General features: G+C 44.1%; 3 protein-coding genes. 1 reads left to right on the forward strand and 2 read right to left on the reverse strand.

Going from position 1 to position 19,675, the window contains the following annotated elements; genetic code table 11:
* Positions 1-24 precede the first annotated feature (24 nt).
* Both WCM76_07845 and WCM76_07850 read right to left on the reverse strand, forming a co-directional pair.
* A complete protein-coding gene (locus WCM76_07845; GenBank protein MEI6765539.1) occupies positions 25-6,138 on the reverse strand; it encodes an FG-GAP-like repeat-containing protein in 6,114 nt (2,037 codons plus the stop codon).
* A gap of 605 nt (positions 6,139-6,743) precedes the next feature.
* Positions 6,744-9,020 carry a RelA/SpoT family protein gene (locus WCM76_07850; protein MEI6765540.1) on the reverse strand — a complete coding sequence of 759 codons (2,277 nt, stop codon included), beginning with the start codon at positions 9,018-9,020 and terminating at the stop codon, positions 6,744-6,746.
* Between the two features lie 445 nt (positions 9,021-9,465).
* On the opposite strand from WCM76_07850, the gene WCM76_07855 reads away from it, so the two are divergent.
* Positions 9,466-19,596 (forward strand): GEVED domain-containing protein, encoded by a 10,131-nt coding sequence (locus WCM76_07855; GenBank protein MEI6765541.1) that lies wholly within the window; start codon positions 9,466-9,468, stop codon positions 19,594-19,596.
* The last annotated feature ends 79 nt before the right edge of the window (positions 19,597-19,675 follow it).

Consider the following 19,675-nt stretch of genomic DNA (forward strand, 5'->3'; position numbering starts at 1 on the left):
AACAGTTGAATTTGCACATATACGTTACAGCGCAATTAATATTAAACAATAATCTAAAAATTCCATTGAAACAGCAGATTGAAATAAACTTTCAATAAAATCACTACTTATTTTTACACTTACTCCGGCTCGCGAAGTTGTTCCGGTTGGCACGGCGCCATCCATAATTATGTTGAAATTTTTATCAAATCCGACATTACTGCCTAACCCTCCTAATTTGAGTGAACCATCTGCACCAACTGTTGCAGTAATTATCGGTCCATAACCATACGAGGTGCTTTTATAATTCCCGTACTGGTCAGTAGTAATTACAACAGCAGAAGGATCGTTGTCTTTCGTTATTACAAAGTAACTCACTTTGATTCCCATATAATCAAGTACAACCCTTTCATCTTTAATTCTGCCAGATGGCAAATTTGTGCTATTTTTCGTTGGCGGATCATCAGGACCATCACTCACCGGCAATGAAATAAATTTCTCAATAATAGGGCAGGCGGTTATAATGGCTGAGAGCAATTTCCCCATTGCCATACCGTTCAGAGCCTGAATGTAGGTGCCGTTGGCGGTCGCTTCCCGGGTTTCACGATGGTGCTCAGAATTCGGGTAAATCATTTCTGCCGAACTGGCGTTACCACTCATACCGTTGCACCCAGGTCCGATTATATTATTAATGGCCGTAATCATGCCATAATACGACATGTCGTCATAATCATTCTTATGCTCATCAATGTACTTCATCCAGTTTTTATAATCGATGCCGTTCGACCAACCCGCAGTAGCATCACAACGATAATAGGTGTTTCCGCTCGGGTCCGAAAATTTCAGCGGGTTGTTCAGGCAGTAGCTGTAGCGATTATAACTCTGCGTAAGGTTTGTGGCCTGCACCACCGGGTCAGGACTCAGAAAACGCCCTGCAACCGGGTCGTAGCAGCGGCCGTTCATGTTGATAAGACCAAAATCATCGAGGTGCTCATGAAAGGTATAACCTCTGCTAAGCATGGTTGGTGTTGAAAAGCCTGAATATTCCCATGTTTGCGGATTGCGTCTGCGCCCCCAGGCATCATAGCTGTATTGCTCAAGACATACCTTGTTCCAGTTAATGAGACCTGTTATGCTGCCCTGTCTGTCTTTACGCAGATAGTTTATCAAGCCGTTTATTGCCACTGCTGTTACACCGTTTGATGTAGCAATATAACAATAATCTGTTACGGCTCCTGCAGCGGTGGTTTCTTTTTCGTACAATCCGCAATAGATGCGGCTTTTCACGAGAGTGGTGCCATTATACACCGACATTTTATTGCGCTGCTGACCGGGACCGTAAGTATATATTATCTTTTTATTGTTCTCGCTTATCTGCTGGATTTTATTAAAAGCGGTATACGTGATATCCTGCGTAAACGATGGAATGGCCGTTGTGCCCGGTGTTCCTGCAATTCTTAATACCGCGTTCAGTTTGACGGCATCATAGACGTAAGTTCCAGCATCGGTTTTACGGTTGATGTTACCGTTGGGCGCATATTTCATTGATTTGGTAGAAATGTCGTTCATCACTACTTCGGTAAGCCGGTCGAGGTTATCATACGAAAATGTTTCGTTCAATAAATTCAACTGGTCAGAACGACTGATTAGATTGCCTGTTGTATTTTCATACGTGTACACATCATTTTGTATGGGGCTTTGTATCTGAGTCAGGCGATTCTGCGCATCGTAACTATAGGTTGTCAGTATCCCGTTGCTCTGCAGCTCCTGCAGTATCTGGCCGGCAGCATTTTCCGATGTTTTTTTCCATACCTGATTTCCGTTTGCTTTCACTTCAGTGAGTTGCCCGTAAACATTGTAAACATTGTTTACCAACAAGCCATTGGGATAGGTAATGGCCGTATTGTTTAAATAATTATCGTACGCATAATTGTAGCTATAGCCGGCACCGGCAATGTTTTCGGTTACGGTGGCCGGTAATCCGTAATTATTGTAAGCGTATGTTACGCTCGCACCCGGACTGAGTAAGCATGAAGGTTTTCCTTTTCCCGGACCCGATACAACATACGAATATTCATAAACGCCATCCGGCCCCGTCTTTTTGGTCATCCTGCCTGCATTATCATACAGAAACGAGTAAAGGTTACCACGAGCATCTTTCTGTGTCAGAAGTTCACCGTAAATATTGTATGTGAAGAGGCTGGTGCCGGCGTTCGGGTCTGTAAGTGATGTTTGATTTCCATAGACATCATACGCAAATGAAATTACAGTTCCGTTGGTTGAGGTAGTTTTGGGTTTGCCATTGCTGTAAAATACCGTGCTTATCGTTCCACCGTTATCGGTACTGCTCACTACCTGCCCGAAATCATTAATCGTTTTACTGCTGACTTTTCCGCCGGGATCTGTTATGCTTACTGTTTTTCCGCTGTAGGCATAGCTCGTAATCAGCCCGTCGTTACTGGTAGTCGCGGGCCTTCCGGTGTTGGGTTGATATGTTCCGGTAATCCATTTCGGAAGTTCGTTGCCGTAATGGGGCTTGCTTTCGCGGTACAATTGACCTTTTGCATTGTATTCTTTTTCGGTATAAACCAATGCACCGTTAAAGCCCTCTGTGGTATTGTATACGGGACGTCCAATCTGGTCGTACCAGGTTTTTGTGTCGGGGGCGTTGGCGCGTTTTTCTTCGGTATAATAAAGGCCGTTGTTTACAGAATTATCCCATCTATAATTGTAAATATTCGATGCCCCGGCAGGCAGGTTTTCCTGTTTAATTCTGCCCAATCCATCATACAGATAGGTCGTGATATTTCCTGCAATATCTGTTACCGATGTCTTCACACCAAAAGCGTTGTTATACTGGTATGTGATTGTATGCCCGAGCATGTTGGTTTCAGTGAGAACAAAGCGACCACGAGTATCGTAGGTGAAATTCTTGTAGCGGTCTGTAATGCCTGAAGTGGTGGTCGTAACTTTTGTGGCGAGTCCGAAATTATTCCCGGTATAATCATAGGTGGTGAGCAGTGTTTTTGTTTGATTTGCCCACTCGGTAGTTTTCCACAGACGTCCATTTGTGTTGTAGGTGAAGTTCGTTTTTTTTACAAAAGCAGTTTGTCCGGTTACAGTGGTGCTTACCTGCAACGATGAGGGTTTAAGCATGGAAATAGTTCCATTGGCTGTAGCATAATTTGCTGTTATGTAAGTATTGGTTGTTACTTGTGTGCCGTCAGCACCATAGGTTTCAGTTACCGATAGCGGGTTCCCTTTATTCGTTGTAATGTTTGCTACTGTGCCGTAATTATACGAAGAAGTATTTATAATCCCCGTGAGCAAATCAGTTTCTATGCTTTGTGATGTAAATGGGAACAGACCTTTGAAATATCCGTGTCCATTACTTCCATAGAGTGCAACATACTGAAATGTATTCTGTACCTTAGATACTAAATTGTTGTTTATATATTTTTTCACCAGTGCCGGGTTCATCATAAGGGTTGCGGCATCCAGAGTGCAGGATGTCTCGGATTTTATACCGGTGGTCGTGTTTTCTGCCGTCACTTTACTGAAACCAAGAAAGCCTTTTCCGAACTTGTGCACCAGCCCGCCTTCATATTTAAAATTAGTTGTGCTTGTACCACCAATGCCATCGGGCTGCGACATAGAGGCAACGATTGTTCCGGAACCTTTGAGAGTGCTAAGCCTGGCGTCTGTGTTTGTACCTAAAGTGTAAATCGACGGATTGGATAATTTCGAATACGAAAATGCTGTCTTGTTATTGTATCCGTCAGTCACTGATGTTACTTTAAGCGGTGTAATGCCATCATCAAAGCTACAGGTATAGGTATAACGTCCGGAACAGGCATCACCCAGAAAGGTTAAACGTGTAAAATAGATTTCGTCCTTTCCATCCTTATTTATATCTCCTGCATTTTCTACATCAGACATCAATGTTCCATTGTTGTAAGTTATTGTTGGTGTTCCATAATCAATTGGTCTGAAATTTCCGCCGTATGAATAATATATTTTTACATTGCCTGCCTGTCCCGGGTTTGACTGATCGGTGCTATATATCAACACATCTGTTTTACCATCGCCGTTATAGTCACCGGTAAGAACGGAGTATTCAATGTTCATTTGAGTAAAACTATTCAATGAAGGCAAAGCCGCAGTAGCATCTACAAGTATTGTTTGACCGGTTGAATGGGCAACATCCCATCTATCCTGATTTTTTTTGTACAGTAATAAATCTGTTTTGCCATCGCCATTATAATCGCCCGGATAAACGCTGTCTTCAACAGCTTGCATTATATTTATCACCGCCAAAAGAGGATAGCTATTTCCTTTTTTCTCATAAATATTTGATTTTTTTGTTCCGTTCATTACATATGTGTACAAGATTTCAGGTTTTCCGTTGCCATTAAAATCTATCATTTTGTATTTTCCATAAATATCAAGTGCAGGTGCAGGCAGCGTCAAATTATTTATAATCGGCAGTGAGTTGTAAAAATAAGTATGGTCATTGAGACCCAGATGTACCATGATGTTGTTTGCGGTTTGGTCGCCATCCAAATCAGCAAACGCAACTGAAGCCTGGTATCCGGGGTCAAAGCCTCTTGAGCGCATATTTTTAATAGTGTATTGGGGTAGTTCCACGAAAGTTGAATTTGCCATTTGAAAACAAACAATGTCAATAGAATCGGCACCTTTCTCACAATCGTTTATGTTTAAGAATAATTCATCTTTACCATCACCGTTAATATCAGAAACGGCTCCTTCCAGCAAAATCATGCTTTTGGTCGTGTGAGAAATGTTGCCTCCCGCATCTGCAATATATAATGGTGGATAAGCCACGGCCGACGTATTTGAATAATATTCCCACGTAATTATTTTTCTTGTCGGTCCAACAATGATTTCTTTTGTTTCTAAACGTACAAAATCGGTCAGCCCATCTCCGTCAAAATCACCAAATAGATATCCTTTATTAGTAGGGGCGGGCATTTTTTGAGCGAATCCTCCAAGTGCCTTATCTTTTTGTTCCTGTGTCCACCAGTTCGGAAAATGTTTCATCCATAGGTTAAGAATACTGATTGGTGAATGACATGGGTCATAATTTATTGTAGGAACCATCCCTTCCTGCACTGTCATTGAATTTGCGCCTGTAGCAAGTTTGTCACCCCATGTTACTACAGTAGAGTTGAGTGCATTTCCTGAGGCATCTGATTCTACTATTTCATTAAGTAAGGAATAGATGTCGTTTGCACCGTAATTATAATTGAAATGATATTTTTTTACGACACTGCCTTCGGCCTTCACAGTAATGTCAACCAGCAGTAATTTATCAACTATCGGTGCATTATAATAAGGATAAGTTGTATTAAAGTCACTGCGCTGACCATAAGTAAATAATATTTCATTGTATGGTTGTTGTCCTGCCAAAGCGTTGCCCGTATAAGCAATGCGTGTTATCAAACCGCTTTGCAGGTCGTATTCACAGGTCAAATAATTGCCATTATAATCGGTCACTTTATTCAGACGCCAAATTCCAACAGTGCTGCTGTTGTCAGCAGTTTTTACCGTGCGCGAATCGGCAGAATTGCCATATTCTTTTACAGTGCCGTCGGGGGTTACGACCTTAAACCACAGCGGTCCGCTGCCCGAAGTACCCATAGATGTTATGGTGTTGAAATCGGCCATCTCGCTGTTGTATGTCGCTCCGGAAGCTCCGTAAACACCGGTACTCACATAAAGCCTGTTCCCGTCTAAAGCGAATACGTCATTCTTTGTCATGGTAACACTCGTCATTGAGTCGTCCTGAATCATGGTTTTGGCAACGCGGGAAACGCACGACAATCCGAATAAATCAAAGCCCCAGCCCAAGGAGCCATTACCTGCCTGGCTATTATAGGCTATAGACAGAGAAGGCTGCATGCCATTAGTTCCGGGCGGGCAGAATATCGGAATCTGATACGTGGCGGCACCTGCGGGCGTTACGTTCGCCTGTCCGGTTGTTGCTCCAACAGGTTTGTTCACATCGATTGCACGATTGGCAATGTTTATAGGACTAATGTAATTCACTACTTGTGCGCTTGTACATTTAACAGAAAATGTAATAACGGCAATAATAGCCACAATAGCCGCGTGGCGGCGGTTGGAAAGGATGTTCATCGTATTTGATTTTTTTTTGTGAATAATAGAACCAAAGCCGACTCTCACGAATCGGATGACATCACTTTCCTTTTTTAATTGTTTTTGTTAAACAGTTTTTGCGGAGTGCAAAAAAAACAATATTCCGGTAAGACTGTTTATTTGTTTTTGTTTTGTTAAATTGACTGCAAAAATACAAAATTAAAATATGCTGTGCAAGTGGTATTCGAGGACGATTATAGGTCGTCCATATGATATTTACCCCTGTTCATGCTTAAATATTAGCCGATTACGGGATGTGAACACCTCGAAAAATATTTTTTCGGCGATGAACGGGGATTTTGTGACTGCAAACCGGGAAAACAGTGAAAAATGAAGAATGAAAAGTGAAGAATGAAAAATGAAGAATGAATAACGAGGAGTGATAAATCGGTCAAGCTATTCAGGGATGGTCACCTATTACTTATTAACTATTAATGCCAATCAAGACTTGAAAATTTAACTCTGTGGCTCTCTGCGCCTTCTCCGTGTGCCTCTGTGAAATAAAATAAACTGACACGGAGAAACACAGAGTTATCACGGAGTTACACAGAGAAAATCTAACCCTTGATTCGCATTATTACCTATTAACTGATTCTGCTGATATTTTCCACGCCGTTTATTTTGCGCAGATTTTCGATGAGGTTTCGCAGCTGGTCGGTATTGTGAATGTAAACATTGAGTGTGCCTTCAAATAGCCCGTTGGTGGTTTGCAGGTTGATGGAGCGCATGTTGATGCTGAGCTGTTTTGAAATCACGTTGGTGATATCGCGCATCAGTCCCATGTGGTCAATACCTTTGAGATGGATTCCGGCAAGAAATTCGATTGCGTGATTTTCGCGCCACTTGGTTTTGATAAGTCTGTTGCCGTAAGTTGACATGAGTTGTGTGGCGCTTTTACAACTGGTGCGGTGAACAATAATTTTACCGTTGGCTTCCATGATACCGATAACGTCATCGCCCGGAATGGGGCTGCAGCAGCCGGAAAGCGAATATTTGATGCTTTCAACACTGTCGCCCAGCAGCAGGGTTTTATTCTTCATGTCGCCCGGAGTCATCTCGTCGGGAGTTTCGGGGGCATCGGCCTGAGCACGCGGGCGCGCAAACGGGCGACGCAAATACTTGAACCAGTTGTCGCGCTCATGTTCAAGAAAACAGCTTCGTGCTTCTTTGCTGCCGATGAGGTCTTGTGCGATTTCTATAAAGAGGTCGGCGGTATTGGTGAGTTTGCAGAAATGTACAAACTTGTTCAGGTTGGGAGTCGTGAATTCTATCTTCAGCTCTGTGAATATCTGAATGAGCTTTTCCTTGCCTTCGGTAGCAAGCTTTCTGCGCTCTTCTTTTATGTATGATTTTATCTGTGCCTTTGCTTTGGCAGTCGTTACCAGATTAATCCATTCTTCTTTGGGCGATTGTTTTTCGGACGTAATGATTTCTACCTGGTCGCCGCTTTTAAGCACATGATTGAGCGGGCTGAGTTTGTGATTTACCTTAGCACCTATACAGCTGTTGCCGATTTGCGAATGTATTGTGTATGCAAAATCGAGCGCCGTAGAACCTGTAGGCAGAGTGTACATATCGCCCTTGGGTGTGAACAGAAATATTTCGTCGGAGAATAAATTCAGTTTGAAGTCGTCGAGGAAGTCGAGCGCGTTTGATTCCGGGCTTTGCAGCAGTTCCCTGATTTTGGCGAGCCATTCGTCGAGCGCGTTTTCGTTTGCGCTCACGCCTTTGTACCGCCAATGCGCAGCATATCCTTTTTCGGCAATTTCGTCCATGCGGTTTGAACGTATCTGCACCTCCACCCATTTGCCCGAATTGCTCATTACTGTGGTGTGTAACGATTCGTATCCGTTGGCTTTAGGAATGGAAATCCAGTCGCGCAAGCGCTCCTGATTCGGTCTGTAAAAATCGGTTACTATGGAATATACTTTCCAGCATTCTGCTTTTTCTTTATCAAGCGGAACATCAACTACAATGCGGATTGCAAAAAGGTCATACACTTCTTCAAAGGGAACTTCTTTTTTACGCATCTTTTCCCAGATAGAAAATACTGATTTGGTGCGGGCAATAATTGTGAAAGGAATGCCTTGCTCAGCCAGTACTTTTTTAATAGGGAAGATAAAATTATTGATAAACCGTTTACGTTCCGGCTCCGTTTCGGCGAGCTTTTGAGTAATGGTCTGGTATATTTCCGGTTCGGTATTTTTGAATGCCAGATCTTCCAGTTCGCTCTTAATCGTGTAAAGACCGAGACGATGGGCGAGGGGAGCGTATAAATAAAATGTTTCGGAAGCAATTTTAAGCCGTTTTTCTTTGGTAAGCGAACCCAGTGTGCGCATGTTATGCAAACGGTCGGCAAGCTTTATTAAAATCACCCGCACATCGTCTGAAAGCGTAAGCAGTATTTTTCTGAAGTTCTCTGCCTGCATCGATTCAGTTTTATTATCGAGCAAACCCGAGATTTTTGTAAGACCATCAATGATACGGGCAACTTTTTCTCCGAAAAGGCCCTTCATGTCTTCAATGGTATAATCGGTGTCCTCAACCACATCATGCAGCAATGCACAGATAACGGATGTGGTGCCAAGCCCGATTTCACCTGCGGCTACAATAGCGACTTCTATGGGGTGATAAATGTAGGGTTCACCGCTTTTGCGGCGCATATCCTTATGGGCTTCAAGAGCCAGGTTGAAAGCTTTCCTGATCAGTATCTTGTCTTCCCTGCTGGTTCTTGGTTTGCAAACCTTAAGAAGATCGCGGTAACGGCTCAGGATTTCTTTTTTTTCCGTTAGGTTGTCAACAGCGTTCATATCGTTACTCTGGTTACCGTGTTTACAAAGGTAGATAAAAAGAATATCCATACATAAAAAATGTAGCAACTGATGTCAGATTCCTTTCATGATTCGGGATTTTGAGTGTTGTGACAATCAATCATTGTTTAATCTGTGTAAATTACTGTTTTGTTGCTTTATATCATTGAAGTTTCTAGATAGTCTTTAAAATAATTTAACTTTTAGTGTGATTTTTTGAAAATATTCTATATGATTGATATGCAGGTATGTGTGATTGTAATATTTTTATAAAATAGTTAGTGTACTGTAAATCAAATTGTTAAGTAAGTGTGTCCCGATTATTGCTATGACGTGCTGTGAATAAGGCTTTTCATTTTTTTTGTCCATGTAAGATTAATGAGATTTTAATAAGCATCTGATTTTTTATAAGTTAATTAATTGTTACTGATGTAAAACGCACCGCTTGTGTACTAACTTTGTGACTATTGCAATAATAATCTTAACCTGAAATAATATGAGAAAAGTTCTATTCTTTTTATCTGCATTTCTTCTGTGTTCATTGGTTTACGGGCAAACCAATGTGTATCACGAAAATTTTGAACAACCTTCCGGAGCCGATAGTGTTACCAGTTCCGGTGTTCCGGTTCCATGGGCTATCAACACCCGGCTCTTTGGTGGTGGTGCGCAATGCGACACCAACTATGTTCAGATAAATGACACTTCTTATCTTACCACTTCCGCGTTTAATTGCACCGGTTATTCAAATGTGATTTTGAAATTCAACCATATCTGCAAGACAGAAATTGCCGATGGAGGCGAGGTTCAGATTTCAATCAATAACGGACCCTGGTTTAAGCTCACCGGGTCGGAATACCTCAATCCGGGGAACTCGCAGTTTGTGACAAGCGGCAACAAGTTTAACGGAAACACTTATCCGATAGACTGGCAATCGACGAATACGATTGCAAAACCCACACAATCGTGGTGGCGTCCTGAGCAATTTGATATTTCTGCTTACGCGGGAAATCAGGGAAACGTGCGAATCCGTTTCATGCTGTTTGATGCGAATGGCAATGGAAATAATGGTGCCCGCGGTTGGTACCTCGACGATATAAAAGTTGTAGGAGCACTCTCGGAACTTATTCCACCCACCATCACTTTGAAAGCGCCTATAGTTACCGATACGGTATTCAATACAGGTCCGTGGGATGTGTATGCATGGATAAAAGATCCTTCGGGAATTGATACGGCATATCTTGTCTATAATGTAAATGGCGGAGCCAATAGCAGCGTTCCCATGAACTGGATTTCAGACAGTACTTATAAAGGCACAATTCCTCAGCAAACCTGGAACAGGTTAATAAATTATCACGTAGTAGCTATTGACAACAGTCTCTCACATAATCTCGGTACCGGAGTTACACGCTGGTTTTATACAAAGAAACCACCCACCACTGTAACTATTGGAACAGGCACATCTTCATATTATTATTATGGTCCAATTTATCGTTCTTCTGCCGCCAGTTCTTATGATTATTCTCAATACTGGTATCTGATTACTGCATCTGAACTGGCCGCGGCAGGTCTTCCAAACGGCGCGCCTATTACCGGTGTTGAATGGTATAAAACGGATGCATATGCAACAACCGGTAATGCCACGATGAGTATTTACATGAAGAACTCGGCGGCCACTGCACTTGCAGCATCGCCCTGGTCGACACTTACAACAGGCGCTACGCAGGTTTACAATACCACAACGCAAACAATTCCGGCAACCATAGGCTGGCTGCCTTTTACAACTTCTGCATATACTTATACCGGCGGAGGTCTGGAAATTGGTACCAACTGGGATATTTCAATGGTCGCAGGCAATCCGACTACAGGCGCCTTTAACTGGCAGTATGGTTCCTATTCGGCGGCATATACCATCGGTTCGGCAAATTCTGTTGCTATCACAGGGAACCTCAGTAGTACCTATGGTGGTAATTTAAGACCGAATATTAAAATTCATTATCAGGTAACCCAAGGTAATGATGATGCAAGCCTGAGTCAGATTACCGCCCCAACAGGAAGCCAGCTGGCCAATGTGAATCTGCCGGTGTCGGTCATCGTGAAAAATTACGGTACTGATACGCTGAAAAAAACAACTATTCAATGGAAGGTTGACGGCGTTGCTCAAACACCTTATGTGTGGACAGGAGCTGTTCTTGACGGTTTGTCAACGCTGCCATTTACTATTGGTAATGCCAATGTTCCGGCGGGCAGTCATACATTAAAAATATGGACAACGCTGCCTAACGACAGTCTGGATCATAATCACGGCAATGATACTGCAACAGGTGTTTTCTATGCCTGCGATACACTGATGCATGGCAATTATACAATCGGCACCGGTGGTAATTTCGCCACCTTTGCAGATGCACTGATATCGCTTAATAACTGTGGTATCAACGGTCCCACTGTTTTTAATATTCTGGCAGGAACCTACAATGAGCAGATTACATTTAATACCATTAACGGCGGCTCGCTAACGAACACCGTTACATTTAAACCTGCAAGCGGCGCTACTGTTGTTATTACAAACAACTCGGCAACGGCTACACTGAAATTCAATGGTACCGATAATGTTTTCTTTGATGGTTCAAACAATGGTACCACTACAAGGAATATGAGTATTCTGAATACTTCAACGGCATCAGGTACTGCTGCTGTGTGGCTTGCCAGCACCGGTGTTGGTGCAGGCTGTACAAATGTGATCATAAAAAACTGCATACTCGCAACCGGTGATAATGCAAGTGGAAAATATGCTGTTTCAGTCAGCGGAACGAGCATCGGAAGCAGCGGCGATGACAATGATAATATTACAATTCAGAACAACGATATCAGCAAAGCCTATGTTGGCATTTATGCTTATGGCACAAGTTCAGGATTGCTGAATAACCTGAATATCCTGAAAAATAGTCTGGGAAGTTCAACTGCCACAAGCTATCTGGGTCATGATGGAATTATGGTATCATACATAACTGCAAGCACCATCAGCGGAAACACCGTTTATAATATCATAGGAACACCGACTACACCGGTTGGTATAACCATTGGGACCGGAGTTGATAATTCTGTTATTTCCGGAAATATTATTCATGACATCCAATACACGGGAACCTCCGGTTACGGCGGCAGAGGTATCTACTGCAATACCGGCAGCGCTGCAAGTAATCTCACCTTTGATAATAATATGATTAGCGCGATTAAGGGCGATGGTTATTCGAGTTTTTCGAATTCATCACCGGTAGGGATGTACTTCGATGGTACAACCGGTGGACTGAATATCTGGAATAACTCTGTTTATATGAACGGGAGCCTTTCATACAATTCCGCATCACTTACAACGGCCATTCTTTTCTACTCAACGGCCAATACGGGCATCGACCTGCGGGACAATATTTTCATGAATACAATGAATAATCCGAGTAATTCCGGTGCTAAAAATTATGCTATCTATTCTACTGCACCTGTTTCATCATTTACAAGTATTGATTTCAACGATTATTATGTAAGTGGCGTCCAGGGTGTACTCGGCTATTTTGCTGCGGCCGATCAAACCTCGCTCGGAGCATGGCAGGCAGCCACGTCGCAGGATGCACAATCAATCAGTGCCGACCCGGCTTTCACAAGTTTAACCGACCTTCACACATTCTCAAATTTAATCAATAATCTGGGAACACCTATCGGCGCTGTTACAACCGACATCGATGGTCAGCCACGCGATCCGTCAAACCCGGATATGGGAGCCGATGAGTTCACACCACTGGCTGATGACCTTGGAATCATTGCAGTGCTGGCTCCGGTAAGTGGCTGCAACTATGGCAATGAAAATGTAACTATCAGAATAAAAAATAATGGTGGAACAACTATTACGTCGGCCGACCTTTATTATAAACTGGGCACCAACACACCGGTTATGGAAACATACAGCGGTACCCTGCTTCCTGATTCCGTTTATGATTTTACGTTTGCACAACAAGCCAATTTAACCGTTCCGGGTAACTATACATTTAAATTCTACGGATTCTTGAACAATGACCAGAATCAGTTAAATGATACCATCTCCAATTACACCATCTACAGCGGTTATAATTTCAACTACGGCGGCTATGCTATGGGATTTGAACCTACGGATGACATGACAGGATGGCTCAACCTTGATGTGAACAGCGACGGCGAAAAATGGATTGCTCCATACAATGGAACAGCACACACCGGCTCGTACAGCGCTGAATATTATAATACAATGACTGCTGCCGGCGATGAATGGCTCTTTTCGCGCTGTTTCACGCTGGCTGCCGGCAGTACCTATAAAGTAGATTACTGGTACAGAGTAAGCAGTGCCAACTATCCCGAAAGCGTCGACCTTAAAATAGGCAATGCGCAAACACCGGGAGGTATGAATACAACACTGATATCTATGCCTTCCATGACAAACACATCGTATCAGAAAGCTACTGCAACCTTCACGGTTCCCTCAGACGGTTCCTATTATTTCGGATGGCATGCCTATACACCATCGGGTTCGAATACTTATTATTACGCTTATATTGATGATATCAACATTGCACTTGTTCCCGATCAGGAAGCAGCCGCACTGGGCGTTACAACACCCAATTCGGGTTGTGGACTTACAACTACAGAGACCGTTACCATGATGATAAAAAATACAGGCGCCAATGTAATTAACGGAAACCTGAATGCATATTACAGGATTAATAACAGTGCCCCTGTTTCACAGCCGGTAACTGCCACTATCATCTCAGGAGATACTCTTACTTTCACGTTTAGTGTACCTGTTGACATGCACGTTACTACGGCCGATTCTATTTTCAATATCAAAGCATGGATATCGCTTACCGGCGACCCGATGCAGATAAATGATACTGCAACACGACAGGTTATTTCCCGCTATACACCGGGCGTGCCCATTGTAACAGGTGATACAATTCCGTATGGCGGCACAGCCACCTTACTCGCCGCATCACCGGCAAATATTTACTGGTATACCAACCCCACCGGAGGAACATCAATTCATACCGGCAGTCCATATGTTACGCCCGCGCTGTACACAACCACTATTTATCATGTGGAGGCAGCTACAAGTGTTCCGGGACAACACTCCATTATTGGCAATGGTACCTCAACCCAGAATTTGGTTCCCAGCTACGGCTTGTACGACTACAGTTGGAGCGGTATGCTTTATACTGCCGCCGAAATTGCTCATGCCGGTTCAATTGATACCGTCGGATTTTATGTAAGTGGTTCCACGAATTATTCGATGCTGAACCAAAAAGTTTACATGGCTCACACAACCGATGTTGCTTTCACGAATGCCGATAAACCAAATCCTGCAACAATGACGCAGGTTTACAATGGCCCAATTACATGGCTCGGTCCGGGACTGTTTAAACTTCCGCTGCAAACACCTTTCAGCTATAATGGTGCAGATAACCTTGTTATTTATTGGGAAAATAATGATGGCTCCTGGACAAGTGGATATCCGAGTTTTTACTCATCTACCACTACCAGCGATATGGCGAAATATGATTATCAGGACGGTAGTCTTCCGACAATTCCGGGAACGCTTACCACTGAACGTCCGAATATTTATCTGGGTATTACCGTGAACGGTTGCGCCAGCGCCAGAGTACCTGATACTGCAAAAGTTATACTGATGAACGATGAAGCCGGTATAGTCAGCCTTACAAATCCGGTGAGCGGTTGCAGCTATGGCAACGAAAGCGTGACCATCAGAATCAGAAATAATGGAACCAATACCATTAACGGTAATCTGAATGCATCCTATAAAGTAAACGGAACAGCAATAGCTACTGAACCTGTAACAAACACAATCATCCCCGGCGATACACTTACATTTACATTCACCACAACGTTTAATCCGGGGCTGTTACCGTCTAATCAGGATTCTACTTATAATATCAAAGCATACATCGCGCTGGTCAATGATGTTTTCAGCAGCAACGACACCATCAATGCTTCTGTCGACCTGCTCTATACACCGAATCCGCCGACTACAGTGAATGCAACGATTCCTTACGGTACATCCGGAGTTGCAACTGCAATTTCACCCGATTCTATAAATTGGTACACACAGATGACGGGCAGCACACCGATAGCTCAAGGCCACGCTTACACTTCCCCGATACTTTACGGAACAACCGTTTACTGGGCAGAAGCAGTGTCATCAGGAGGCGGCAGCCTGAAAATTACTGAACTCAATCTGGGATCAACTGACAGTATTGAGATTCAGAATACTGGCAGTGGCACAGTAGATGCAACAGGTTGGGTGGTTGCTGTGAGCGATGATTACAGCGATATTAATCTGGTTAATGCCAATCTGTGGAATTTGGGCACTTTTACGGGCAACGAGGTGAAATGGAGATGCGATGATGGCTCGAGTCCGAATTACTGGGGTTCCAACCTCTACTGGAGTCCCGGAAGCGGCGGATGGGCCATGATTCTGGATAACAACGGTGTCATTGTAGATTATGTGGCATGGAGCTGGAACGCTTCCGATATTCAGAATTTCACGGCAACCATCAATTCTTTCCCGGTTACTGTGGGAACAGAATGGACAGGTGACGGAGTCACTTCATCTTCAGATTACCTGAACAGGATTGTTTCTGATAACAACAACGCTGCTGACTGGACCAATACATCTAATGGAAATATCGGTCAGCCAAATACAGGTTTGACTTTTTCGGGTGGAAGCGGTTGCGCAAGTACCCGTGTTCCGGATACAATTTTCGTAACGGGCATTCCTTCTTGCGATGTTGCCGTTGAAGCCATTTATACGCCAAACAGCGGCATTGAGCTTACCGCCACTGAACCTGTAACGATAAAAGTAAAGAATTACGGCACGGCTAATCAGACCAATATTCCGGTTCATTATACCGTGAATGGCGGCACTCCCGTAAATGAAGTTATTGCTACGCTCAGTGCAGGCGATACCATTGATTACACATTTACGCAGACTGCAAATCTCTTTGCATATCAATCCTATACTATTAAAGCTTACACTTCATTAAACTGCGATGTAACCCTTGTTAATGATACAATGCAGAAAATTGTTGTAAACTCTCCGATACCGTATTGTCCTTCATATGCAGTTTATACAGCTGATGATGATATCGGCAATGTAACGTTTGCAACCCTGAACAATGGCAATCCGCTGCCTACATTGAGCAATCCGGATGCTATTCATACTTACACCGATTATACAAATGTTCCTCCGGCACAGGTTATCGCCGGCGGTACCTTCACAATCTCCATCAGCCAGATTGAAGATGACAATAACTGGTATGACTGCCTTGCGAATGTTTATATTGACTACAACCGAAACGGAGTGTTTGATGTACCTGCCGAACTGGTATTCTCGTCGCAAACAGGAATCGACCCCAGCTTCCCGACGGTGAGCGGACCGGTTACAATACCTACAACAGGTATCGTATATGGCCTGCCTACCAGAATGAGAGTGGTGCTCGACGAAAGTGATGTTGCTCCTCCATGCGGTACTTATTTATGGGGAGAAACAGAAGACTATTTCATTGTTATTTCTCCGCAGATACCTCATGACGCCGGCGTAACTCAAATTGTGAGACCTGCTGCAACAGAAATTGAAGGTGCTTCAATCCCTGTTAAAGTAATTGTAAAAAATTACGGACTTGACAGCATTTTTGCATCTTCAAACATGCAGGTAAGGTATCAGTATAACGGACAGGCTCCGCTTGGTATTACCTATGCAGGCCCGACCATTCCGCCCAACGGTACCGATACGGTTACTTTGCCAAACTTAACCGTTGGTGTGCTGACCAATAATATTTGTGCCTGGACAGTACTTGCCGGCGACAGTAATACAATGAACGACACAACCTGTAAATCATTCTACGGACAGCCGAACAAGGATGCGGGCGTTACAGCCTTCCTGCAACCAGCAGGGACATCCTTTGCAGGCGCAGCAGTGAGCGTGGAGGTCGTATTTAAAAACTTCGGAACAAATCCAATCAACACCATGTCGCTTGGTTATAAGCTGAATGGTGTGGTTGCCGCAACCCAAACGTGGAACGGAACACTGGCTCCCGGAGCTATTGATACGCTGCTTTTCACACAAACCTATATTGCACCTCAGGCGACGTATGCAATCTGCGCATACACTAGTCTTACAGGTGATGCCATACACAGCAATGATACGCTGTGTACAAATCCTTACGGTTTGTTTACCAGTCAAATTCCTTATTATGACAATTTCGACGGTCCGGTTGTGAACTGGATGCAGACTTCAGGCGATACCATTACTGAATGGCAGCTTGGAACGCCATCATACGGACTTACAAACTCTGCCCATTCGGCACCCAATGCTTGGGATATCAATCTTTCGGTAGCACCGGGCAACTATGCACTCGACACCTTATGGACACAGTACTTCGACTTCTCAAACGCCACCTCTGCAAAGCTGAAATTCTGGCAGAATTATTATGTTGAGAATAATTACGACGGCCTCTGGATTGAGTATTCTGTTGACAGCAGTCAGACATGGCAGCAACTGGGTGTACAGAATGATACCCTTGGCGTGAACTGGTACACCAATGCCAGTATCGATTTTACCGGTATACCTGGATGGTCGAATAATTCTGGCGGATGGATAAAATCGGAATATAAACTCAGTATCCTCGACAGCCTGGCTTCTGTCAGATTCAGGTTTGTATTCAGTAACGATGGGTCAAGTCCGTATGACGGTTATTCTATTGACGATTTCTCCATCACTATTCCATCGCCTATTGATGCCGGTGTTGAGCAGATACTTTCTCCATCAACACAGGTTCAGGCCGGGACCTTCCATGTTGTAAAAGTGATGATTCGCAATTATGGTCTGGATACACTTTACAGCATTCCTGTTTCGTATGAGGTTAATGGCGGTGTTGCGGGCAATGCAACCTGGACAGGCACTCTGCCTCCGAACGACACGGCATCATACACTTTTGTAACGCAATTTACGGCACCTTCTGGCAATTTCAGCCTGTGCGCCTACACCGGGCTTGTGGCAGACGGCGATCATCTGAATGATACGACCTGCAACAACATTATGGGCGTTGCTACATTCGTTGTTCCCTACGCCGATAATTTTGAAGGTACGAATTACTTCTTCGGTAACGGCGGAAATAATCTCTGGGAGCATGGTGCGCCTGCTTCAAGCACCATCAATGCTGCTCACAGTCCTGCCAATTGCTGGAAGACCAATCTCGATGGCGATTATACCAATAACGCTCTTGATTATCTCTACACTCCGAACTTCTTGTTTACTGCCGTTGACAGTGCTTATCTGGAATTCTGGCACTGGGTGAACACAGAAAATAATTATGACGGAGGCAGCGTACAGTACTCCATCAATGGTGGTTCCACCTGGATTACCCTGGGTTATCAGGGCGATCCTGCAGGTACCGGATGGTACAATGCAACCGTAAACGGTCGTCCTTCATGGACAGGTAACACCGGCGGCTGGGCGTTCGCAAAATTCAACCTCGGAACAATTCCGACCATTGTAAACTCGGCACAGCCGGTTCAGTTCCGCTTCCTGTTCTTCTCTAACGCAAGCACGAGCAACTACAACGGATGGGCTATCGACGATTTCGAGATTTTCGCACCTCCTATTGCAAAGGATGCCGGTGTAATCGAAGTGATGGCTCCGACAGGTGCTACGCAGACAGGTTCGCAGGTAGCGGTTAAAGTCAGAATTAAGAATTTTGGAACCGACAGCCTCCACACCATTCCGGTAGCTTATGCAGTGAACGGCGTTCAGCATGCCATAGCAACCTGGACAGGCGTTCTTAATCCGGGTGATACCACGCATTATACCTTCACAACCACCTATGCTTCACCGGGCTCAGTGTATACTCTGTGCGGTTATACCAAACGTGTTGGTGATACCTACTGGTTCAATGATTCCACCTGTGTGAGCCGTAATGTTACCGCTGCAAGCAATGATGTAGGCGTGTCTGCCATTCTTTCGCCGGGAGCTCAAACTATTTCCGGTGACTCGGTAGCCGTTACTGTTAGAATAAAGAACTACGGAACTACGCTGCAGACAACCTTCCCCGTTGGCTACAAACGCAATGGTGTGCAGCTGGCCGCGGAGGTTTGGTCGGGTTCACTTGCAGGGGGCGATTCAACAACCTATACCTTCCATCAAAAGTATATTTCACCGCTGTCTAATTACGTACTGTGCGGTTATACCATGATGACGGGTGATGCAAATCCCGCGAACGACCAGACCTGCTTCACACCCACCGGCGTGATAGGTATAGACGTGTATGACGCAAATCTTCTTGAGCTGTGGCAGAATATTCCAAATCCGGCCAACGACCTTACTACCATTTATTACAATCTGCCGACATCGGGCATGACTAAATTTGTAATAGTTGATATTTTGGGACGTGAGGTGTACAGAGCAGAACATAATGAAGCTACCGGCTTACACTCGGTTGGAATTGATACGAAAAAGCTGCAATCAGGCGTGTATTTCTACTCACTCGGATTTAACGGCACACTCCTCACCAAACGCATGGTGATAACCCGATAAACAATTCGAATAAACAGCGCTGCAAACTTGCATTATTGCCTGCAGCACATAAACAAGAGAGCCGCATCCCGAAAAGGAG

The organism is Bacteroidota bacterium, from assembly GCA_037133915.1.
Lineage (GTDB): Bacteria > Bacteroidota > Bacteroidia > Bacteroidales > CAIWKO01 > JBAXND01.

What these genes read in the sequence shown, in the direction of transcription:
- WCM76_07850 (MEI6765540.1), bottom strand. Translation starts at nt 9,020, where the DNA reads ATGGATATTCTTTTTATCTACCTTTGTAAACACGGTAACCAGAGTAAC.
- WCM76_07855 (MEI6765541.1), top strand. Translation starts at nt 9,466, where the DNA reads ATGAGAAAAGTTCTATTCTTTTTATCTGCATTTCTTCTGTGTTCATTG.
- WCM76_07845 (MEI6765539.1), bottom strand. Translation starts at nt 6,138, where the DNA reads ATGAACATCCTTTCCAACCGCCGCCACGCGGCTATTGTGGCTATTATT.